This is a genomic window from Streptomyces sp. NPDC060209 (genome assembly GCF_042728155.1).
Classification (GTDB): Bacteria; Actinomycetota; Actinomycetes; order Streptomycetales; family Streptomycetaceae; genus Streptomyces.
The window spans coordinates 1-3,130 of record NZ_JBHWZS010000517.1; the positions used below are offsets into that span (position 1 = coordinate 1).

The following is a 3,130-nucleotide window of genomic DNA, read 5'->3' on the forward strand; positions in this document are numbered from 1 at the left end:
GGCCCCTCTCCCAGGAGAGGGGCCGGGCCCACGCGCGTTCGGTGCGGGAGCCCGGGCCGGCGTCGCAGCTCCGGCAATATGGCAAACAGAATCGTTGACAATCCTGTTGGCCTAGATTTAGGTTCGACAGGCACTCACTCAGGGGGGCAACGATGCCGAAGCAAGCCGGTCCGGCCAGTGGGGAGCAGGCCAGGCAGCTGGCCCTGACCCATCTGCGGCAGGCGATTCTGCGCGGCGAGATGGCACCGGCCCAGCGGCTGGTGGAGAACGAGCTCGCCGAGCAGTTCGGTGTGACACGGGCCAGCGTCAGAGCGGCGCTGATCGAGCTGGAGTCGGAGGGACTGGTCGAGCGGATCCGTAACCGCGGATCACGGGTGCGTGTGGTGAGCGTCGACGAAGCCGTCGCCATCACAGAGTGCCGCATGGCCCTGGAAGGGCTCTGCGCGGCCAAGGCGGCCGTCGCGGCCGGCGACGAGCAGCTGGACCGGCTCACGGGAATCGGCGAGGCCATGACCAAGGCCGTCGCCGGTGGCGAGCCCATGCTCTACTCCGATCTGAATCATGAACTCCACGCCATGGTGAGGGAGTTCTCCGGTCAGCAGACGGCCGTATCGCTCCTGGAGCGGCTGAACGGCCAGCTGGTACGTCACAGGTTCCAGCTCGCGCTGAGGCCCGGACGCCCCCAGCAGTCCCTGAGTGAACACCTGGCCATGATCGAGGCGATCAGGGCCAGGGATCCGCAGGCGGCCGAGGCGGCCGTCCGCTCCCACCTGGCGAGCGTGATCGAGGCACTGCGCGGATGACGCGCGGCGCCTGATCGACGCACTGCGCGCATGGCGCGCCGCGCTGGTGGGTCCGAAGCCCTGTCCAGCAAGGAGAGTTCAGCCATGACAACCGACACGGCGCGGATCGCGGAGCGGCCGGTATGAGCGGCGTCGCCGGCCCGCCGAAGGCGGACGCGCGGGACATCGACGCCCTGGGTGTGCGCTTCACCTCCTACAAGGGCCATGCCCGGGAGGCCGGGTCATGATCGGGGGGCCGTCGGAGGTCCGCTGCCTCCTGATGCGGGGCGGCACGTCCAAGGGCGCCTACTTCCTGGCCGACGACCTGCCCCGGGACCCGGCCGCCCGTGACGATCTGCTCCTGCGGATCATGGGCAGCCCCGACCCGCGCCAGATCGACGGTCTGGGTGGGGCGCACCCGCTCACCAGCAAGGTCGCGGTCGTCTCCGTGCCGGACGACCCGGACGTCGACGTGGACTACCTCTTCCTCCAGGTCGCCGTCGACACCGCTGAAGTGTCCGACCGGCAGAACTGCGGCAACCTGCTCGCCGGAATCGGCCCCTTCGCCGTCGAGCGGGGCCTGGTCGCCGCCGAGGACGGCCACACGTCCGTACGTATCCGGATGGTCAACACCGATGCCCTGGCCACGGCGACCTTTCCCACCCCCGGCGGGCGCGTCGACTACTCCGGGACGGCGCAGATCTCCGGGGTGCCCGGGACCGCCGCACCGGTGGTGATCGAATTCGCGCAGGGCACCACCCCGCTGCTGCCCACCGGCCGGGCACGTGAGGTCATCGCCGGCACAGCGGTGACCTGCGTCGACAACGGGATGCCGTCCGTGCTCATCGCGGCGGAGTCCCTGGGCATCACGGGCTACGAGACACCGCAGGAGCTGGAGGACGACACCGCCCTGCGCGTCCGCCTCGAGGAGATCCGCATCGAGGCGGGACCCCTCATGGGCCTCGGCGACGTCCGCGAAACGACGGTGCCCAAGCTCAGTCTGCTGGCCCCGCCCGCCCATGACGGCGCGGTGACGACCCGTACCTTCATCCCGCATCGGTGCCACACCTCCATAGGCGTCCTCGGCGCCGCCGGCGTCGCCGCCGGGCTGGGCATCGCCGGCAGCGTCGCCGAGGGCATCGCCCGGCTGCCCGCCCACGACGGGGCGCTGCGCATCGAGCACCCCACCGGATTCCTCGACATCGAGGCAGGCGTCGGGACCGGTGCGGACGGCACCCCAGTCGTCAGGCGCACCGCGGTGGTGCGTACCGCACGAAAGATCTTCGACGGCACCGTCTTCCCCCGGTCCGAGCAGTCAGCTCCGACATCCGAACTCTCCCCGCAAGGAGCCGCAGATGACTCCCCCTCTCGGTGACATCGCCCACGTCGGCCACGCCGAACTGCTCACCCCGGACCTGGACGCGAGCGTCCGGTTCTTCACCGACTACCTCGGCCTGACCGTCAACGGGCAGGACGGTGACTCCGTCTACCTGCGCACCTTCGACGACTACGAGCACCACAGCCTGGTGCTGACCGCCGCCGAGAAGCCCGGCCTGCGCCGCACCGCCCTGCGCACCTCCGGCGAAGAGGCCCTGCAACGCCGGGTCGCCGAACTGGAAGCCACGGGCCACGCGGGGCGCTGGGTGGAGGACGAGCCGGGTATCGGCAAGCTCTACCTCACCGCCGACCCCGACGGCCATGAGATCGCCCTGTACTGGGAGACCGAGTACTACCAGGCGCCCCCGGAGCTCAGGCCCGCGCTGAAGAACCAGCCGCAGGCCAAGCCCAACCGCGGCGTGGGGGTGCGCCGCCTGGACCACATCAACTTCCTCGCCGCCGACGTCGCCGCCAACGCCGACTTCCAGCAGCAGGTCCTCGGTGCCCGGCCCACCGAGCAGATCCAGCTCGACACCGGCCGGATCGGCGCCAAGTGGCTGACGTTCAACAACAAGTCCTACGACGTCGTCTACACCTCGGACTGGACGGGGTCCACCGGACGCCTGCACCACATCGCGTTCGCCACCGACACCCGTGAGGACATCCTGCGCGCGGCTGATCTCGCCATCGACAGCGGCGTGTTCATCGAGACGGGCCCGCACAAGCACGCCATCCAGCAGACGTTCTTCCTGTACGTCTACGAGCCCGGCGGCAACCGCATCGAGCTCTGCAACCCGCTCACCCGCCTGGTACTCGCCCCCGACTGGCCGCTGGTCACCTGGACCGAGGCCGAGCGCGCCAAGGGGCAGGCGTGGGGTCTGCAGACGATCAAGTCCTTCCATACGCACGGCACCCCGCCGCTGGACTGAAACCGGCGGCGTGAGAGGCGGGGCGGGCGGCGCACAGGTGTG

General features: G+C 70.3%; 3 protein-coding genes. All 3 read left to right on the forward strand.

Features of this window, described 5'->3' with window-relative positions; translation table 11 throughout:
* Positions 1 to 152 precede the first annotated feature (152 nt).
* A complete protein-coding gene (locus ACFWFI_RS42075) occupies positions 153 to 803 on the forward strand; it encodes a GntR family transcriptional regulator (RefSeq protein WP_387401142.1) in 651 nt (216 codons plus the stop codon).
* A 223-nt stretch (positions 804 to 1,026) separates the two neighbouring features.
* Positions 1,027 to 2,157: a 4-oxalomesaconate tautomerase gene (locus tag ACFWFI_RS42080; protein ID WP_387401144.1), complete on the forward strand. Its 1,131-nt coding sequence runs from the start codon at positions 1,027 to 1,029 to the stop codon at positions 2,155 to 2,157.
* Complete coding sequence (locus ACFWFI_RS42085) at positions 2,138 to 3,088, forward strand: catechol 2,3-dioxygenase (RefSeq protein WP_387401146.1); 951 nt, start codon at positions 2,138 to 2,140, stop codon at positions 3,086 to 3,088. The genes ACFWFI_RS42080 and ACFWFI_RS42085 overlap by 20 nt, the downstream gene beginning before the upstream one ends.
* Positions 3,089 to 3,130: the final 42 nt, after the last annotated feature.

Coding starts and splice junctions, on each gene's coding strand:
- ACFWFI_RS42080 (WP_387401144.1), top strand. CDS start 1,027: ATGATCGGGGGGCCGTCGGAGGTCCGCTGCCTCCTGATGCGGGGCGGC.
- ACFWFI_RS42085 (WP_387401146.1), top strand. CDS start 2,138: ATGACTCCCCCTCTCGGTGACATCGCCCACGTCGGCCACGCCGAACTG.
- ACFWFI_RS42075 (WP_387401142.1), top strand. CDS start 153: ATGCCGAAGCAAGCCGGTCCGGCCAGTGGGGAGCAGGCCAGGCAGCTG.